This window comes from Polynucleobacter brandtiae (genome assembly GCF_002797575.1).
In the GTDB taxonomy this organism is placed as follows: domain Bacteria; phylum Pseudomonadota; class Gammaproteobacteria; order Burkholderiales; family Burkholderiaceae; genus Polynucleobacter; species Polynucleobacter brandtiae.
In genome coordinates this window covers 91,837-106,987 of sequence record NZ_PGTX01000002.1, presented here as the reverse complement: position 1 = coordinate 106,987, position 15,151 = coordinate 91,837, and the positions used below count along the sequence as shown (strand labels likewise).

Below are 15,151 nucleotides of genomic sequence, written 5' to 3'. Positions count from 1 at the left end.
TTTAACAATTAAGCCCAAGGAATCTCTATGACTATCGCTTACGTTTGTGTTTTATTCATGGGCCTACTGCCGATTATTGCGGCAGGGATTGCTAAAAAAGGATTTGAAGGTTACGACAATGGCATGCCAAGACAGTGGCTAGCTAAGCAAACTGGTTACCGGGCCAGAGCCAACGCTGCTCAAGCCAATTTATTTGAGTCTCTTCCACTATTCTTTGCAGCAGTCATTATTGCCAGTATGGAGCAGGCTTCACAGCCCATGATTGATGCCTTAGCGCTTGGCTTTGTAGCGGCACGGATCGCCTACCTGATTTGCTATCTTGCTGACTGGCCTACTACCAGAACCATTGTGTGGCTTGTAGGATTGGTTTGTATTTTGGCGATTTTTTACCAGATTTAGCAACTAAATATATTATTTACCCAATAAATCCCTTTCAGAAATCTATTTATTTTTATGCCGATTGCAAAAAAAACGACGAATCAAAGTAGTAACAAGAAAGTAACTGCGAAAAAAGTAACTGCAAAGAAAGTAACTGCGAAGAAAGTAATGCCTAAAAAAATCATCACGAAGGCCGCTGGTACCATAGCCCCTGAAGCTAAAGCCCCAAGAGCCAAAGCCCCTAAGGCCAAAGTCACTGATGAGGCTGGCGTACCGCTGTCGGTAGTTATTCGTCGTCGCATTCAGGCGCAAAAGGCGCGTTTTCATGCGAATGACAATATTGCCCAATTTATACAGCCTGGTGAATTAGATCGCTTGGTAGATGAAGTCGCTGAAAAGATGCAGGCGGTATTAGAGAGCTTGGTGATTGATACCCAAAGTGATCACAATACCCAGGGCACTAGCCGCCGGGTAGCGAAGATGTATGTGCAAGAAGTCTTTAAAGGCCGTTTTGTAGAGCAGCCAACCCTCACCAAGTTCCCTAATGTCAGCCGCTTAAATGAATTGATGATTATTGGCCCTATTACAGTCCGCAGTGCCTGCTCCCATCATTTCTGTCCGATCATGGGGCGCGTTTGGATTGGCGTTTTACCTAGTAAAGAATCCGCACTCATTGGCCTATCGAAGTATTCCCGCTTAACGGAGTGGGTGATGTGTAGGCCACAGATTCAAGAAGAAGCTGTGGTGGAATTGGCTGACATGCTGGAAAAGAAAATTAAGCCTATTGGTGTGGCAATCGTGATGGATGCAGATCACTTTTGTATGCAGTGGCGCGGAGTAAAAGATCCGGATTCTAAAATGGTCAACAGCGTAATGCGCGGTGCTTTTTTGAAAGACTCTAATTTACGCCGAGAATTTCTCTCTTTGCTAGAGAAGCGCTAAGGTTCAGTCAGGCAAGATTAGATTCCATGTTGGGACTCTCTACACACCAACTGCTTCAAAAAAGGGCTTACCCCATTATTGGGTTGGCAATGTTGGCCATGTTGGCCATTTTTGCTTTGGCGGCTTGTACGTCTTACCCAGACGTCAACCAAGACCCAGCGAAGAATAATCGGCAGACTTTTCAGCGAGATGCCCTGGAGTGTGCTCAGGCTTATCCAGATGCAGGATCCGGGGTGCATGTGCGCCAACGGATTGATTGCATGAAGCTCAAGGGTTGGCGGTAATCGCATCTGAGCACCCTGTTTTTCGATTGAGAACAATTCTCAACTAAATAGTCAATTAAAACAATAGCTTATAAGGCCAATAGCAGACTAATTTACTCTGCTCTATGATCCATCTAGCTAAACATCTTGTTTAATTCACTCTCTGGAGATCGTATGAAAAATAGTCGTCGCCAATTCATGATTTTATCTGCTGCTGGTGCCTGCACATTGGCATTGAACGGCAAAGTTCAAGCCCAAGCTATGGTTGCAGAAACCGATCCACAAGCTGCTGCCCTAGGTTACAAAGCAGTTGCTACTACAGTTGATAAAGCAAAGTTTCCAAAGTATGCCGCTGGCCAGGTTTGTGGCAACTGCGCATTATTCCAAGGTAAGGCTGACGCCGCTGCTGGTGGTTGCTCTTTATTTGGTGCGAAGCAAGTGGCTGGTAAAGGCTGGTGCTCTGCTTACGCTAAGAAGGCAGGTTAAGAAGGCAGGTTAATAAGCCAAGTTAGCCCGATAAAAGCTCGAAACAAACAGCTGCCTAGTAATAGGCAGCTGTTTTGCATTGGTAGCTTGGAGCTTTTGGTCTTCAGTGGGCTAAAGGGTGGAAGCCTGCAGGCAGAGGTCAGGAATGAATCAGAAATGCGTCAGAAAATACGCACTCAGTAGGCTAAGGCCATAAAATAAGCCCAGTGTATAAAACCCAGTGTATTAAACCCAATCAGGAGCTAGGATAAGAAGATGGATGCCGAAGTACTCTATAAGAGGCTATTAGCCAATCTTCGTAGCGCCTTAGCCATCAATCCAGCGCTGGAGATTGCGGGGCTAGCGATTGGGGGTGCTTGGATTGCGGAGCGCCTAGCGATTGATCTAGGGCTTACTCATTACGGTGTGATTAATGTTGCTTTTCATCGGGATGACTATGCGGAAAAAGGCTTGGGTGCCATGCGCTCAGCCGAGGGAATGGCGACTCAGTTGCCTTTTGAGGTTACTGGTGCCCATATCGTTTTGATTGATGACGTGCTCCTTACCGGTAGAACCGTTCGTGCCGCTTTAAATGAGCTCTTTGACTTTGGTCGACCAGCCTCAGTGGATCTAATGGTTTTAGCCGATCGCGGTAAACGAGAATTGCCCATTACCGCCAGTTTTGTGGGTGAACATGTCGATCTCCCAGACCATCAAATATTGGCTTTGGAGAAAAATGCCCAAGGCCACTTTCAGTTTGTTGTGGAGGAGCGTTTGGTATGAGTACAGAAATTGCCCTCGTAAACCAATTTAACGCGGCGGGTGAGCTCACTCACTTACTTACCTTGGAAGGTTTGCCTAAAGAGCAGATTGTGCATATTTTGGATACGGCGCAGCAGTTTGTCAGCGTGACTGATCCTGGTCGTGAAGTAAAAAAAGTACCCCTTCTTCGAGGTAAAAGTGTTTTTAATCTCTTTTTTGAAAACTCTACCCGTACACGTACGACATTTGAGATTGCTGCTAAGCGCCTATCAGCCGATGTGATTAATTTGGATATTCAAACATCGTCTACTGCCAAAGGCGAGAGTCTGATTGATACGATTGATAATTTGATTGCGATGCAGGCCGACATCTTCGTGGTGCGCCACAGTGTTTCGCGGGCGCCTATGGAGATTGCTCATCACGTGCCGCCTTATGTGCATGTGATTAATGCGGGTGATGGGAGTCATCAACATCCTACGCAAGGTCTGCTTGACATGTACACCATGCGTCACTTTAAGCAAGACTTTACAAAGCTCAAAGTAGCGATCATTGGTGATGTGGTGCATAGCCGCGTTGCGAAATCCAATATCTCGGCCTTAATTGCGTTGGGCTGCCCGGATATTCGGGTAATTGGCCCAGAAAGCTTACTACCAAATGATCTCAATATGATGGGCGTTAAAGTCTTTCATAGCATGGAAGAGGGTTTGCGCGGTGTGGATGTCGTCATGACGCTACGCATCCAGAAAGAGCGTATGGAGGCCGGTAAGGTGCCTGAGGGGGCAGCGTTTTTTAAACAATTTGGGCTCACGCCAGAACGCTTAGCCCTAGCCCAGCCTGATGCAATTGTGATGCACCCAGGCCCGATGAACCGGGGCGTTGAGATTGATTCTGCCGTTGCAGATGGTGCGCAATCCGTTATCTTGAAGCAAGTGACTTTTGGTATTGCGGTGCGTATGGCGGTGATGTCTATTGTGGCTGCGAACTAGCTGATTGATTGAGCTAGCCAGCCAACTAAAAACCTACCAATATCAACCCACCAATAACAACCCACTACCACAACCCACTAACCATAGCCCACCCCGACATCATGCAAGAAAAGCGCTGGTTGATTCTGTCTCATGGATTTAACATGGATGGCAGGGCTGCGAGCCAAACCATTACCGATAAGATCCCCTATTTCGTAGAGGCGGGCATCACACCTATCGTGTTTAGCTCGATCACGGGTATTCAAGATCAGCACATTACCCATCGGCAATTTTTAGCCTGGGGGCCAGCTGCTTTCCGGTTTGATTTTCGGCATTGGATTGCCAACCAATATGGGCGCGGGTGGTTTTATAAACTGACTACGCGCACCGTGTCATTTTTGCTTGCTCCCTTTATTGCTTTAGAGAAACTCTTGCTGGGTTACTCCAGTCAATGGTCTTGGGCGATGCCTGCCTATCTGCATGGGCTACGAGCAATCCGCAATGGCAAGGTAGATTTAATTTACTCTACCGGCGGCGCTTGGTCTGCACACTTGGCCGCTTTATGGCTCAAGAAAAAAACGGGTCTACCTTGGATCGCAGAAATCCATGACCCGTTAGTTATTCGTAAGAGCCCTGAAGATCAAGGATTTGATCAGCCTCAGAATCGGGATGCCCGCTTTCGGCAGTATTTAGAAAAGCAACTCTGTCGATATGCAGATTTGGTATGGTGGTTTACTGATGGGGCAGTGCACTATGCCAAAGTGCGTAATCCTCTCCTGAATACGCCTGGGTACGCAAACGGACTCATGATTCTGCCTGGAGCAGAGCCTCCTGGCGGACTAATGCAAAAGCAAGAACATCAATACAGTAAGCATCTTCATTTGTGTCATTTTGGCTCATTGGCAAAAGATCGCTCACTCTCCACCATTGTTAAAGCCTTAAAGTCTTTAATCCAAAAATACCCTGAAGCTAAAGACTTGATCCGTATTCATGCATATGGAGCTCCTCTCGATCTATTGACCACGGAGGCTCTTGCCCGCCTTGATCTTGAGGATAGTTTGATAGCTCACGGCCGCCTTGAAAAGGATGCCATTAGCGGGAAGTCGGGGCGGGAGCGTGTAGTCGAAAAAATGCAAGAAGCGGATATTTTGATCCTGCTTCACGGTAATGATGAATGGTGCGCAGAATACATCCCTTCTAAGTTTTATGAATATCTTTGGACCGGACGTCCCATTTGGTGCATTACCCATCGCAATCCTCAGTTAAATCAAATGTTGCTCGATAGACAGTCCTATTTATGCAAACAGTGCGATGCAGACAGTATTGCAATAGCATTAGAAAACATTTGGTTAGATTGGTGTCAGAAGAATCTGAGGGATCCTATATGGGCCCCAATCGGCGTTGACAATGCCGTAAATGACATTCTGAAGTGTGTATCACTAATAGAGAAAAAGGCATGAGAGATCTCGTTTTATATTGCAAGTCTTATAAGAGGGATTTTTTGCGACTTAAGCGCCTCGCCTTGTCTGTTGAAAAGTTTAATGTCGAGCGCATCCCATTTTATGTGTCTACACCTGATGCTGATAAAGCGTTGTTTGATGAGGTTTTAGGAGATGAAGCTACTTTTATTTGGGTCTCAGACGAATCCATTGTTAGGGCCAATCCAAATGCCGACTTTATTTTGTATCAGTCTATGCTTGGCGGACTTTCGCAGCAAATTGTTAAATCTGAATTTTGGCGTCTTGGCATTTCTGAAAATTACGTGTGCTTGGATTCTGACAGCGTTTTTATTCGGGACTTTCGTTGTAGTGATTTTATTGGCAACAATGGTGAACCGTATACGGTAATCCACCAAAACAAAGATTTTTTTCAGATGGCCAGTAATCGTCGTCAATTGAAGGTTGAAAAAGATCTGCGGGCTGAGTCAGTAAAGGTGATGGATTTTTTCTCTCGCCAGGGACCCGTTTACTACTGTGCCCCTTCTCCCTTCATTTGGTCTTCAAAAGTCTGGAGATCATTGGATGAGAATCTGTTGATCCCTGCAGGAATCACTATTTGGGAATTTATTAAAAAAGACATGCCTGAGAGTTTGGTATATGGCGAGACTTTACTTAAATACCGTGCCATACGTTTACTTCCAATAGAGCCAATATTCAGGGTTTATCACTATGATTGGCAATACTATTTACTGCGAAGAATTGGAGAAACACAAGCTCGGTTGATTGACGGTTACTTGGGGGTTATTTATCAATCCACATGGCAAAGCGAAATGCATTTGGGCGGGGATGCTAAACCATTTTTTTCCAGAGCACTCAAAAAAATAAAGCGTATTTATCGTTACATGCAAAGCTTCACTTAACTCGATATTTAAATATGAATGCTCAGCCGTTGATCAGTGTTTTGATGCCAGCGTACAACTCTGAAAAGTATATCTCTGAAGCTATTGATAGTATTTTGAATCAAACTTTTTCTGATTTTGAACTATGCATTATTAATGATGGATCTTCTGACGCTACCGGACGCATCATTGATAGCTATGAAGATCCTAGAATTATCAAAACACATCTTACAAAAAACCAAGGATTAGTAGCGGTTCGTAACGCCCTTATTAAGCAGGCTAGAGGGAAATATATTGCCTATTTAGATAATGATGATGTGGCCTTTCCTGATAGACTCGAAAAACAGTTCGCGTTTTTAGAGGCCGGCAAGGCAGATTTATGTAGTGGTGCACATCAAACTTATAACGAGGAAACTGGGCAAAGACGAAACTCTAAGCAGGCTTACTCTGATTCCGATATCAGAGCCCTCATCACGGTTTACTGCCCGCTTTGTAATCCTGCAGTGATGGGTAAAGCTGAAATTTTTAAAAAATTTCAGTATCAATCTGGGAATGACCATGCTGAGGATTACTCGCTATGGCAGGCTCTGGCTTTAGCGGGCTATAGGTTTGCAAACTTAAAAGATCAGTTAATTACTTATCGTATTCATCCAAAGCAAATTAGTCGTGTTCAAAACGCTAGTGCCATGAAAATATTCGATCGTTGCCGAGCAGACTATATAGCTCAGCTTGGAATAGACCCCTTACTTTCCCCAAGAAAAATGCCTATTTTGGAGAGATTACGCTTAGCCCCAAAATTTTTAGTTCAGCTCAATAAGAAAATACCGAATATTTCACTTTCTGCTAACTATCAAATTTACTCAAGATATCAATTTCGTGGAAATGGAATTTACACGCCATTTACTAGGCTTGAGCGATTCCTTGTTGCTTGCTATGCAACTTTGGTTGGGTATACAGCCTAAATTCTTAGCCAGGATGATGGCAGAAGATCATCCCAATGAGCTTGGTAATCTGTAGTCCAACTTTTGGGGCAGATGACGGTATTTATTTGATGATCTTCATGAGCTAGCCATGCTCCCCACCAACTTAGTGAGCTGTTGGCAATGAGATGTCTTTTGCACTGCGACATTAAATACAACTCCTGTGGCGCCGATTCTTTCTCTACCGAAACCTGAACGAATGAGCAGCGATCTTGAAAGGGCAGATATCTTTTAGCCCACTCAATGTCATCTGAGAAAACAAAAAAATGCATTGAAGGCCCCATCTCTATGAAGATTTGCATCCCTTTTTGATAGTACTCAAGCTCAAGACAACCATGAACTTTCGCTGCTGAGGCTAAATTGATGTAATCCCCACGACGTACGTGCACCATCACAGATTCTGTAGACTGAATTTTTTGTAAATATGCTTGGTACTCAAATGTAAGCGAATAATTGGGAGTCAACTCTTTTCGAAGTAAGTTTTTCAGTTTTTCAAAATACTTATAAGACTGCCAGTAACCTAGAAGGTACATTTCTTGATTTTTGTAGGGGCTGGCAGCAAACAGTTGGCGCTCGTAGCGATAAGGCCTCTTCTCTTTAAAGAAATAGGGATTAATGGGAAATAGCTGATGAATTAGCTTCCTTATTTTTTTCGGGGGAGTTATTAGGGGTGATCTATCTATGATGGATGCATCAATATTAAGCTCAGAGAGCTGCATTTTCCGACTGGTGACATCCTCATCGCTTTTGCCATACCAGGCAACGTCCAACGCTAATGATGCTTGATGATGGGTTGCTAACGCTCGAGCAGTAGCATACTGAAATAACTGATTCCCTAGTCCGCCCTGGAGCTGTACGATAATATTCATAAGTGATAATCAAAGCATTAATTCTATCCCCTTAAAAATAAACCGAGTGCGCTACTTAATGAATAAATTATGCTGATCGGGAGTATCTACGGGTGGGAGTTTGGAAAAGATGACCTTTTTGATCCTCGTAGTCAGCGGAATAGGGATGATTGCCTAGAGCCATTTAGAGTATTGCGCAACTATGCATCACTAAATGGGGTTGAGCTGCATACGTGCGATATGCTCAAAGAGAAAGGACTCGCAGCTGACTTTAATCTTTATGTTGAATCCATTCCCGTTGATGTGCTCGCTAAGGGAAAAAACTATCTCATCCTATTTGAGACGCCTCTGACAGTTCCCATTAATGCAGACCCTGAATACTTGAATTTATTTGATGGCATATTTACTTGGGATCTCAATCTTCTAGAGAGGCTTGACTTACGGGGATTTGATCATCGCAAATTTAAGGAAATAAGAATACCCAACCCTGTTCCTGAGGAGTTTTGGGATGAATTTGAGTTTGGCTACTCTACAAGACCAAATTTTTGTTGTTTGATTGGCAGCAATCGCCATGCTAATTCAGCCGATAGTAGGGAGTTGTACTCCGAGAGAGTCAAGGCAATTCGCTGGTTTGAGAAAAATGCTTTAGACCAGTTCTACCTGTATGGAAATGGTTGGACTGTGCCCCAAAAGCGATTCGGTAGGATGGGTAAATTAATCTATCGACTGCAAAAGATTCTCCCATTAATAAGCAATAGATTTAATTTTCCAAGCTATCAAGGTCCTGTTCAAAAAAAACGATCAGTTTTAGCGAAGACAAGATTTTGTATATGCTTTGAAAATGCCCGAGATATTCGCGGCTATTTAACTGAGAAAATATTTGATTCACTCCTTGCTGGCTGTATTCCGATTTATTGGGGAGAGCCAAATATAGACGAATACATCCCGCAAGCTTGCTACATCGATTTTAGAAAATTTCAGTCTTATGAGGCGCTTTATCAGTACCTCACTAATATGACAGAAATAGAATTTATTGGCATGCAACGTGCGGGAAGAGAGTTTATCAAGAGTGATAGCTTCTTGATTCATGGATCACAGATGTTCGCTCAAAAAATTATCAATGAAATTACTGGCGTGCTCAGTAACTAATATAGAATTTAAAGATATATTTCTTATTAATTAAGTCTCGATTTAGGGTTTTTATGATTTTAGTGACTGGTGGCGCAGGTTTTATTGGGGGTAACTTTGTACTAGATTGGTTAAAGATCCCGAGTAATGAGGCAGTTATTAATCTTGATAAGTTAACGTATGCGGGTAATTTAGCCACTTTGGAATCCTTGGAAGGTGATTCTCGCCACATATTTGTGCATGGGGATATCGGGGATAAGGATTTAATTGATCGGTTGTTAGTGCAGTATCAACCTCGCGCTATTGTCAATTTTGCTGCAGAAAGCCATGTTGACCGATCTATTCATGGTCCCGCTGAATTTATTCATACGAATATTGTGGGCACCTTTCATTTACTGGAGTCCGCTCTTGCGTATTGGAAGTCTTTAGAGGGTTCTGCAAAAGAGCAATTTCGCTTTCATCATGTCTCGACAGATGAGGTGTATGGGTCTCTGTCGTTAACGGATCCCGCTTTTACTGAAACACATGCCTATGAGCCCAATAGTCCATATTCAGCTTCCAAAGCAGCCTCCGATCATTTAGTGCGTGCTTGGTTTCATACCTACGGCTTTCCGGTGGTGACTACTAATTGCTCAAATAACTATGGCCCTTATCATTTTCCAGAAAAGTTAATCCCGCTGGTGATTCTCAATGCCTTAAATAGCAAGCCCTTGCCAATTTATGGCGATGGCCAGCAAATTCGAGATTGGCTCTTTGTGGGAGACCATTGTTCGGCTATTCGCGAAGTCTTAGCTAGAGGCAAATTAGGGGAGACCTACAATATCGGTGGTTGGAATGAAAAAGCCAATATTGATGTGGTGAGGACAATTTGTACTATTTTGGATGAACTAAAGCCCCGTGTTGATGGTAGATCGTATGCAGAGCAAATTACTTATGTGACAGATCGCCCAGGTCATGATCGTCGGTATGCAATTGATGCCGGAAAGATTGAGCGAGAGCTGGGTTGGAGACCTGCTGAAACGTTTGATAGTGGTATTAAAAAAACTATTGAATGGTATCTGGACAACCCAGCATGGATCGACGGGGTTGTTAGTGGATCTTATCGAGATTGGCTGAAAAAGCAGTATGACTAATTGATGAAAAAATAATGAAAGTGATCCTATTTGGTAAAGATGGTCAGTTAGGAAGGGCTTTTCAGGCCTTACTGAGTGAGCGCTTTGATGCTGAGCAGTTACTTTTTTTGGGGCGCGCCGAATGTGACCTTACGGATACCAAAAAAATTGAGTTTGCTTTAACGCAGTTTGAGCCAAAGATCATTATTAATGCTGCCGCTTATACCGCTGTCGATCAGGCCGAAAAAGACATGGAAGCTGCGCGCTCTCTAAATGAGCTTGCACCAGCCTGCATGGCAAGGTATGCGGCACACAATCAGGCCCAACTGCTGCACTTTTCAACCGATTATGTATTTGATGGCTCTAAAGTAGGTTGGTATGAAGAGTCTTATGCAGTAAATCCCCTGAGTGTGTATGGAAAAACTAAGCTAGCTGGAGAGCGGGCAATTATTAGTGCATTTGGTAATCAGCAATCAGAATATGGCGGTTATCAAATATTTCGTACTAGTTGGGTTTATGGAGATGGCGGAAACTTTATTCGTACTATTTTGAAGTTGGCTAAAGAGAGATCCCAGTTACGCATCATTGCCGATCAGTTTGGAGTGCCCACGAGCGCAGGGTGGCTCGCGGATATGAGTTTTGCTTTAGGCAGTAAGCCTTCTGATTCGGGTATCTACCACGCTGTACCCTCAGGGGATACTAGCTGGTATGGGCTAGCAGTGTTGGTTATTCAGTCAGCCTTAGACCTGGGAGTGCAACTAGCATGCAAGCCTGAAGATATAAAACCCATCCCGGCAACAGAGTATTCTTTGCCTGCGCCTCGGCCAGCCAATTCAAAAATGGCTACAGATAAGCTCAGACTTGCATTGGGTAAAGCCGGACAAGACTATGTATTCCCAGAGTGGCAAGGGCAAGTAAAAATGTATGTACAACATCTAGCGACACAAGGCTTAATATGAATCTTTTGAATAGCGGCCGTAAAGGCATCATCTTAGCGGGTGGCTCAGGCACGCGCCTTTATCCAGTAACACAGGCTGTGTCTAAGCAATTAATGCCAGTGTATGACAAGCCAATGGTCTATTACCCCTTAACAACCTTAATGTTGGCTGGTATTCGGGATATCTTGTTGATATCGACGCCACACGATACGCCACGGTTTACGGAACTTTTAGGTGATGGTTCGCAGTGGGGTTTAAATATCCAATATTGCGTGCAACCTTCACCAGATGGCTTGGCACAAGCATTCACTCTGGGAAAGACATTTGTTGGTAATAACCCAAGTGCATTGGTGCTGGGAGATAACATTTTTTATGGCCATGAGTTAGTTGGGCAGTTGAGTAGCGCAAATGACCGAAACAGTGGTGCAACAGTATTTGCTTATCACGTCAATGATCCAGAGCGCTATGGGGTAGTGGAGTTCGATCAGCATAACAAGGCGATTTCGCTTGAAGAAAAGCCTCAGAAACCCAAGAGTAATTACGCAGTGACCGGTCTTTACTTTTACGATAATCAAGTTTGCGACATCGCAGCGACTATTCAGCCTAGTGCTCGTGGAGAGCTAGAGATCACTGATGTGAATCGCGTCTACCTCGATCAAAATACCCTAAGCGTGGAGATTATGGGACGTGGCTATGCATGGCTGGATACGGGTACACACGATTCTTTACTCGATGCCGCGGGTTTTATTGCCACACTGCAAAAGCGCCAGGGCCTGATGGTGGCATGCCCAGAAGAAATTGCCTTTCGTCAAGGCTGGATCACTGCAGAGGTAGTACAAAAGGTAGCGGATCAGCTCAAGAAAAATAGTTACGGGCAGTATTTGAGCAAAATAGTGCATGAGTTTGGGAAAAAGGTAGCGTAATGACTGTAGAGTTTAATACTAAATTACAGATAGTTCCCACTGCTATTCCTGATGTTCTTATTATTGAGCCAAAGGTGTTTGGTGATAACCGCGGTTGGTTTACGGAATCCTTTAATGCCAATGATTTTGCAAAAGCTACTGGGTTAGATATCCAGTTTGTTCAAGATAATCATTCCTTTTCTAGGCAGTGGACGCTTCGGGGCTTACATTATCAGCTCAAGCATACCCAGGGAAAATTGGTTCGAGTGACTTCGGGAAGTGTGTTTGATGTAGCGGTAGATGTGAGAAAAGAATCTGAGACTTTTGGTAAATGGGTGGGTATAGAGCTCTCCGCCGAGAACCATAAACAATTATGGGTGCCGCCTGGCTTTGCCCATGGCTTTTTAGTGTTGTCTGAAACAGCTGAGTTTTTATATAAAACAACCGATTACTACGATCCCAGTAGCGAAGTTTGCCTCTCATGGCGTGATCCGAGTATTGCGATTGAGTGGCCATTGCCGCCAGGTATTTCGCCTAACTTGAATGCGAAGGATGTGGTTGGATTGGCTTGGGATTCAGCTATCAAGTTTTAAGGCTGCTTCTGTGTTCATTCATTACGTAAACTAGGGCTAGGTCGCACAAGGCACTGGCGATAACCCCTTGACAATCCGAAGCCATTTCCCCTCAATCCAGAATCATCTGATGTGGATGGGCGGTAACATCCTCCGAAGGATTGGTTTTTGATGAGATTATTCTCAGCGAGGATCCCGAGACAAGTAAAAACCCCATTGGTTATAAATCCATCATAAATAGGCAAGTTATTTCCACAATGAATAGCTTAAAGCATGCCGAAAATTTATTTTCGGTAAAGACCGGGGCGGATCAAAAGTCTGAGTTATCCTCAGTGAAGAATTTCGATATTAAAACTGACGACCAGTTGGGAGCGAGAATTCCTGAGCGCTTTATCTTAAACGGCGATATGAAAGGCATTTATAGCAGTAATGACTTCAAGAAAATATTTTTATACGGGAGAGGCATTAATGCCGCAATATAAATTTCCAAGAGAATCTGGTGGAGATACGCATTATCATCAGCAATAACCCTACTATCATTAATAAACCGAATAAAAAATAAGACCTCCCTGCATGCTAAAGATCATTGCTCACCGCGGAATGTGGGATCACCCAGCCGAAAAAAATACTCTAGCTTCTTTTGAGCGAGCATTAAAACACGGCTTCGGCATCGAAACGGATTTTCGAGACTATGGTGGTCAATTAGTGGTTAGCCATGACATCCCTGATCAAAATGCCGTTTCAGCAAAGACCTTTTTTGAACTATGTGATACCTTCCCGGTTGATGTGCCACATGCCTTGAATGTGAAATCAGATGGACTGCAAAAGTTGCTGAGTGCCCATTTGCAAGATTGGTCGGAAAAACGGTATTTCCTCTTTGATATGGCTGTGCCAGATATGCTGGGATACTTAAATATGCAATTAACTACATATGTACGGGTTAGTGAGTATGAGTCATATCATGACTATGGAGGCAGGGCTTCTGGAGTTTGGTTAGATGCATTTAAGGGCGATTGGTATAGAGATAAGGGCGTAGAGTTAAATCTTTTTAGTCAAAATCCAATTGCCATAGTTTCACCTGAGCTTCATGGAAGAGATCATCATCTTGATACATGGAACTGGATCAAAAATATCAACACCCCACAAAATCAGTTATTGCTGTGCACCGATTTACCCCTTCAGGCTCAAGAATTTTTCAATGAATAAAATTAAATGCATCGTATTTGACATGGACGGCGTACTGATTGATGCTCGTGATTGGCATTATGAGGCGCTTAATCAGGCTTTGAGAATTTTTGGTCATGAGATCTCCAGGCATGACCACTTAGTTACTTATGATGGTTTACCCACATTAAAGAAGTTGGAGATTCTGAGTTCGTATTCAAATCTACCTAAGCAACTTCACCCTTTTATCAATGAGTTAAAACAGATATTTACGCTCGATATTACATTGGCAAAATGTAGACCTACGTTTTGTCACGAATATGCATTAGCAAAACTCAAAACCAATGGCTATAAATTAGCCGTTTGCTCTAACTCGGTAAGGGATACGATCACCTCAATGCTGACAAAAGCAGGAATCATCAATTTGTTTGATTTTTATTTGTCAAATCAAGATGTTGGAAAGTCAAAGCCAGACCCTGAAATTTATACTAAAGCTATTGAACGTTTCGGTATTTCACCATCCGAATGCTTGGTGCTTGAGGACAATGTGAATGGCATCAAAGCTGCAACAGATGCTGGAGCTCATGTGATGCAAATACACCAAGTGACGGATGTTAACTACCTGAACATCGCCAACTTTATCAAAAAAATTGAAAGTGCAGCATGTTGAATATCTTGATGCCACTGAGTGGAGGCTCTAAATTTTTCGACCCCGTTGAATATTTCTATCCAAAAATGTTAATTGAAATTCAGGATAAACCAATGGTTCAGTTAGCCATAGAAAATCTACAGCAGATCGAACAAGAAAAACGATTCATCTTCATCATAAAAAAGAATGATGCCCTACAATTTCATTTAGCCGATACTTTACGCCTACTGGCCGGAAGCAATTGTGAGGTCATCATTCTGGATCGAGAGACACAAGGGGCTGCATGTAGCGCACTAATGGCGATCGATATTATCAATAACGATGAGTCTTTATTGATTGCAAATTTTGATCAAATATTTGACTGCGACCTCAATATTACGCTGGCCACGATTAATCATAAAAATGCAGATGCAGGATGTCTTGTATTTGATTCGACGCATCCACGCTGGTCTTTTGTCTTACTGGATGAATCTAGCTCTGTGATGGAGACGGCAGAAAAAAGGCCGCTAAGCCGAAATGCCATTGCAGGGTTTTACTACTTTAAACATGGCGCTTGCTTTGTTGCAGCAGCTCAGGAAATGATTCGTAAATCCTGCTCTGCATCAGATTCATTTTTTATTGCGCCTACGTTTAATGAGCTAATTCTAAAAAATAAGTCCATTCACGCCGTTGCTATACCAACTTCTCAGTATCACAGTTTTTATACTCCTCAAAAAATTGAAGAATATGAAAAAAGTCTATAAAT

19 protein-coding genes are annotated in these 15,151 nt (G+C 43.3%); 18 read left to right on the top strand and 1 reads right to left on the bottom strand.

Annotation, left to right across the window (positions count from 1 at the left end; all coding sequences use genetic code 11):
- The first annotated feature begins 27 nt into the window (after nucleotides 1–27).
- The 9 genes from B0G85_RS04580 to B0G85_RS04540 all read left to right on the top strand — a co-directional run bounded on the left by B0G85_RS04580 (nucleotide 28) and on the right by B0G85_RS04540 (nucleotide 7,075).
- A complete protein-coding gene (locus B0G85_RS04580) occupies nucleotides 28–399 on the top strand; it encodes an MAPEG family protein (RefSeq protein ID WP_100379288.1) in 372 nt (123 codons plus the stop codon).
- Between the two features lie 147 nt (nucleotides 400–546).
- Nucleotides 547–1,320: a GTP cyclohydrolase I gene (folE, locus tag B0G85_RS04575; RefSeq protein ID WP_198508728.1), complete on the top strand. Its 774-nt coding sequence runs from the start codon at nucleotides 547–549 to the stop codon at nucleotides 1,318–1,320.
- Between the two features lie 26 nt (nucleotides 1,321–1,346).
- Entirely contained in the window at nucleotides 1,347–1,604 is a 258-nt protein-coding gene (locus B0G85_RS04570; protein ID WP_232725944.1) for a hypothetical protein, read from the top strand.
- Nucleotides 1,605–1,757: 153 nt separating this feature from the next.
- Nucleotides 1,758–2,069 (top strand): high-potential iron-sulfur protein, encoded by a 312-nt coding sequence (locus B0G85_RS04565; RefSeq protein ID WP_100379287.1) that lies wholly within the window; start codon nucleotides 1,758–1,760, stop codon nucleotides 2,067–2,069.
- A 255-nt stretch (nucleotides 2,070–2,324) separates the two neighbouring features.
- Nucleotides 2,325–2,831, top strand: a complete 507-nt coding sequence (gene pyrR / locus B0G85_RS04560) for a bifunctional pyr operon transcriptional regulator/uracil phosphoribosyltransferase PyrR (RefSeq protein ID WP_100379286.1) — start codon at nucleotides 2,325–2,327, stop codon at nucleotides 2,829–2,831.
- Nucleotides 2,828–3,796 carry an aspartate carbamoyltransferase catalytic subunit gene (locus B0G85_RS04555; protein WP_100379285.1) on the top strand — a complete coding sequence of 323 codons (969 nt, stop codon included), beginning with the start codon at nucleotides 2,828–2,830 and terminating at the stop codon, nucleotides 3,794–3,796. Before pyrR ends, B0G85_RS04555 begins: the two co-directional genes overlap by 4 nt.
- A 101-nt stretch (nucleotides 3,797–3,897) precedes the next feature.
- Entirely contained in the window at nucleotides 3,898–5,235 is a 1,338-nt protein-coding gene (locus tag B0G85_RS04550) for a glycosyltransferase (RefSeq protein WP_100379284.1), read from the top strand.
- Nucleotides 5,232–6,134 (top strand): DUF6492 family protein, encoded by a 903-nt coding sequence (locus B0G85_RS04545; protein WP_100379283.1) that lies wholly within the window; start codon nucleotides 5,232–5,234, stop codon nucleotides 6,132–6,134. The genes B0G85_RS04550 and B0G85_RS04545 overlap by 4 nt, the downstream gene beginning before the upstream one ends.
- 14 nt (nucleotides 6,135–6,148) lie before the next feature.
- A complete protein-coding gene (locus B0G85_RS04540) occupies nucleotides 6,149–7,075 on the top strand; it encodes a glycosyltransferase family 2 protein (protein WP_100379282.1) in 927 nt (308 codons plus the stop codon).
- On the opposite strand, the gene B0G85_RS04535 is transcribed toward B0G85_RS04540, so the two are convergent.
- Nucleotides 7,072–7,962, bottom strand: coding sequence for an alpha-1,2-fucosyltransferase (locus B0G85_RS04535; protein WP_100379281.1), 891 nt, complete (start codon nucleotides 7,960–7,962; stop codon nucleotides 7,072–7,074). The genes B0G85_RS04540 and B0G85_RS04535 overlap by 4 nt on opposite strands.
- Nucleotides 7,963–8,031: 69 nt before the next feature.
- On the opposite strand from B0G85_RS04535, the gene B0G85_RS04530 reads away from it, so the two are divergent.
- The 9 genes from B0G85_RS04530 (at nucleotide 8,032) to B0G85_RS04490 (ending at nucleotide 15,149) form a co-directional block, all read left to right on the top strand.
- The gene (locus B0G85_RS04530; RefSeq protein ID WP_100379280.1) at nucleotides 8,032–9,090 is read left to right on the top strand and encodes a glycosyltransferase family 10 domain-containing protein; all 1,059 of its coding nucleotides are present in this window, start codon (nucleotides 8,032–8,034) and stop codon (nucleotides 9,088–9,090) included.
- 53 nt (nucleotides 9,091–9,143) lie between these two features.
- Entirely contained in the window at nucleotides 9,144–10,202 is a 1,059-nt protein-coding gene (gene rfbB / locus B0G85_RS04525) for a dTDP-glucose 4,6-dehydratase (protein ID WP_100379279.1), read from the top strand.
- Nucleotides 10,202–11,140, top strand: coding sequence for a dTDP-4-dehydrorhamnose reductase (rfbD, locus tag B0G85_RS04520; RefSeq protein WP_369405930.1), 939 nt, complete (start codon nucleotides 10,202–10,204; stop codon nucleotides 11,138–11,140). Before rfbB ends, rfbD begins: the two co-directional genes overlap by 1 nt.
- Nucleotides 11,137–12,042 carry a glucose-1-phosphate thymidylyltransferase RfbA gene (gene rfbA, locus B0G85_RS04515; RefSeq protein WP_100379277.1) on the top strand — a complete coding sequence of 302 codons (906 nt, stop codon included), beginning with the start codon at nucleotides 11,137–11,139 and terminating at the stop codon, nucleotides 12,040–12,042. The genes rfbD and rfbA overlap by 4 nt, the downstream gene beginning before the upstream one ends.
- A complete protein-coding gene (gene rfbC, locus B0G85_RS04510; RefSeq protein ID WP_100379276.1) occupies nucleotides 12,042–12,614 on the top strand; it encodes a dTDP-4-dehydrorhamnose 3,5-epimerase in 573 nt (190 codons plus the stop codon). Before rfbA ends, rfbC begins: the two co-directional genes overlap by 1 nt.
- A gap of 236 nt (nucleotides 12,615–12,850) precedes the next feature.
- A complete protein-coding gene (locus B0G85_RS04505; protein ID WP_232725942.1) occupies nucleotides 12,851–13,075 on the top strand; it encodes a hypothetical protein in 225 nt (74 codons plus the stop codon).
- Between the two features lie 91 nt (nucleotides 13,076–13,166).
- Nucleotides 13,167–13,799: a PI-PLC domain-containing protein gene (locus B0G85_RS04500; protein WP_100379274.1), complete on the top strand. Its 633-nt coding sequence runs from the start codon at nucleotides 13,167–13,169 to the stop codon at nucleotides 13,797–13,799.
- On the top strand, nucleotides 13,792–14,427 hold the full coding sequence (locus tag B0G85_RS04495) for an HAD family hydrolase (RefSeq protein WP_100379273.1): 636 nt from the start codon (nucleotides 13,792–13,794) through the stop codon (nucleotides 14,425–14,427). Before B0G85_RS04500 ends, B0G85_RS04495 begins: the two co-directional genes overlap by 8 nt.
- The gene (locus B0G85_RS04490; RefSeq protein WP_100379272.1) at nucleotides 14,421–15,149 is read left to right on the top strand and encodes a glycosyltransferase family 2 protein; all 729 of its coding nucleotides are present in this window, start codon (nucleotides 14,421–14,423) and stop codon (nucleotides 15,147–15,149) included. The genes B0G85_RS04495 and B0G85_RS04490 overlap by 7 nt, the downstream gene beginning before the upstream one ends.
- The last annotated feature ends 2 nt before the right edge of the window (nucleotides 15,150–15,151 follow it).

Excerpts from the sequence above, each read along its gene's own strand:
- rfbA (WP_100379277.1), top strand. The coding sequence starts at position 11,137 with ATGAATCTTTTGAATAGCGGCCGTAAAGGCATCATCTTAGCGGGTGGC.
- B0G85_RS04565 (WP_100379287.1), top strand. The coding sequence starts at position 1,758 with ATGAAAAATAGTCGTCGCCAATTCATGATTTTATCTGCTGCTGGTGCC.
- B0G85_RS04540 (WP_100379282.1), top strand. The coding sequence starts at position 6,149 with ATGAATGCTCAGCCGTTGATCAGTGTTTTGATGCCAGCGTACAACTCT.
- folE (WP_198508728.1), top strand. The coding sequence starts at position 547 with ATGCCTAAAAAAATCATCACGAAGGCCGCTGGTACCATAGCCCCTGAA.
- B0G85_RS04495 (WP_100379273.1), top strand. The coding sequence starts at position 13,792 with ATGAATAAAATTAAATGCATCGTATTTGACATGGACGGCGTACTGATT.
- B0G85_RS04490 (WP_100379272.1), top strand. The coding sequence starts at position 14,421 with ATGTTGAATATCTTGATGCCACTGAGTGGAGGCTCTAAATTTTTCGAC.
- B0G85_RS04500 (WP_100379274.1), top strand. The coding sequence starts at position 13,167 with ATGCTAAAGATCATTGCTCACCGCGGAATGTGGGATCACCCAGCCGAA.
- rfbC (WP_100379276.1), top strand. The coding sequence starts at position 12,042 with ATGACTGTAGAGTTTAATACTAAATTACAGATAGTTCCCACTGCTATT.
- B0G85_RS04550 (WP_100379284.1), top strand. The coding sequence starts at position 3,898 with ATGCAAGAAAAGCGCTGGTTGATTCTGTCTCATGGATTTAACATGGAT.
- rfbB (WP_100379279.1), top strand. The coding sequence starts at position 9,144 with ATGATTTTAGTGACTGGTGGCGCAGGTTTTATTGGGGGTAACTTTGTA.
- B0G85_RS04545 (WP_100379283.1), top strand. The coding sequence starts at position 5,232 with ATGAGAGATCTCGTTTTATATTGCAAGTCTTATAAGAGGGATTTTTTG.
- pyrR (WP_100379286.1), top strand. The coding sequence starts at position 2,325 with ATGGATGCCGAAGTACTCTATAAGAGGCTATTAGCCAATCTTCGTAGC.
- B0G85_RS04555 (WP_100379285.1), top strand. The coding sequence starts at position 2,828 with ATGAGTACAGAAATTGCCCTCGTAAACCAATTTAACGCGGCGGGTGAG.
- B0G85_RS04580 (WP_100379288.1), top strand. The coding sequence starts at position 28 with ATGACTATCGCTTACGTTTGTGTTTTATTCATGGGCCTACTGCCGATT.
- B0G85_RS04530 (WP_100379280.1), top strand. The coding sequence starts at position 8,032 with ATGCTGATCGGGAGTATCTACGGGTGGGAGTTTGGAAAAGATGACCTT.
- B0G85_RS04535 (WP_100379281.1), bottom strand. The coding sequence starts at position 7,962 with ATGAATATTATCGTACAGCTCCAGGGCGGACTAGGGAATCAGTTATTT.
- B0G85_RS04570 (WP_232725944.1), top strand. The coding sequence starts at position 1,347 with ATGTTGGGACTCTCTACACACCAACTGCTTCAAAAAAGGGCTTACCCC.
- B0G85_RS04505 (WP_232725942.1), top strand. The coding sequence starts at position 12,851 with ATGAATAGCTTAAAGCATGCCGAAAATTTATTTTCGGTAAAGACCGGG.